Source organism: Pseudoalteromonas sp. S2721, from assembly GCF_005887425.1.
GTDB classification, from domain to species: domain Bacteria; phylum Pseudomonadota; class Gammaproteobacteria; order Enterobacterales; family Alteromonadaceae; genus Pseudoalteromonas; species Pseudoalteromonas simplex.
Window position 1 is genome coordinate 1 of sequence record NZ_PNCZ01000109.1, and the last position, 1344, is coordinate 1344.

Below are 1344 nucleotides of genomic sequence, written 5' to 3' on the forward strand. Positions count from 1 at the left end.
CGTTTGTTTATGTTGCTAAATGTGCACTGCGTTTGTTTATGTTGCTAAAGAATAAGACTAATTAACAGAATACAGAGGAACTAATATGTCTGCCCCCATCAAGCTTTTGAGCTTTTCTATTGCCTTTGTTTGTATTTTATTATCATTAAATTTTGGCCTGAGATCATCAATGGGCTTTTTTATGGCCCCGATTTCTGATGAATTTGGTTATGGTAGAGAAGTTTTTGCTTTCGCACTCGCTTTACAAAACTTATGGTGGGGTTTATCACAACCCTTTGCAGGAGCACTCGCTGATAAATATGGAACATGCAAAACAGTCATTGTTGGCGCGCTTTTATATGCGGGTGGTCTTTATGTAACAGCTTCATCAAATTCCATATTGAGTTTGAATTTGGGTGCAGGCTTACTTATGGGGATGGGTATTGCTGCAACAGGGTTTGGCGTTGTTTTACCTGCTATGGCAAAAATGGTTTCTCCGGATAAGCGAGCATTTGCACTTGGCTTAGGGAGTGCTGCTGGCTCCGCAGGGCAATTAATATTTGTTCCCGTTGCACAGGATTTTATTGCAGCTTATGGCTGGAGTAATGCTCTAATGTTATTAGCTGGTGGTGCATTATTAATGGCTTTAATGGCTGGGGTATTTAAAGAAAATACAGACCCTGAACAAATGTCACAACCAATCACTGCAAAGCAAACAGTGAAAGAAGCGTTGAATGAAGCACTCAGCTATCCACATTACTGGTTAATAGTGATCGGCTTTTTTGTATGTGGTTTTCAATTAGCGTTTATTACAGTACATATGCCAGCATTTTTAAGTGACAGAGGTTTTACCGCAAACGTTGCCGTAGCAAGTTTAGCTCTTATTGGCTTGTTTAATATTTTCGGCTGTTTGGTCTCTGGGGCTTGGTCTGGTAAGTATTCTAAAAAGAATTTATTAACGCTTATATATGCACTGAGAGCTATTGCTATAGCGCTATTTATGCTTTTACCAATGACTGAAACATCAGTAATTTTATTCTCAATCTTAACAGGCTTTTTATGGTTGGCCACTGTACCGCCAACTTCCGGACTCGTAGCACAGCTTTTTGGTTTGCCACATATGGGGTTACTTTACGGTATCGTATTTTTAAGTCACCAACTTGGTTCATTCAGTGGTGTTTGGCTAGGCGGTTATCTATACGACTTAACAGGATCATATGATGTCGTTTGGTGGAGTGCTTGTGTAATTGCACTTGTTACGGCCGCAATTCACGTGGTTATAGAGGCGAGACCAGTTGCGCGCTTACGTATTACTACAAATTAAATAACACATAGTCTTTTTTTCATAAAGTGAAATGTGAGGTG

The 1344-nt window shown here is 39.7% G+C and carries 1 protein-coding gene; it reads left to right on the forward strand.

Going from position 1 to position 1344, the window contains the following annotated elements; translation table 11 throughout:
- The first annotated feature begins 85 nt into the window (after window positions 1–85).
- Window positions 86–1303 carry an MFS transporter gene (locus tag CWC02_RS20490; protein ID WP_138619933.1) on the forward strand — a complete coding sequence of 406 codons (1218 nt, stop codon included), beginning with the start codon at window positions 86–88 and terminating at the stop codon, window positions 1301–1303.
- Window positions 1304–1344 lie beyond the last annotated feature (41 nt).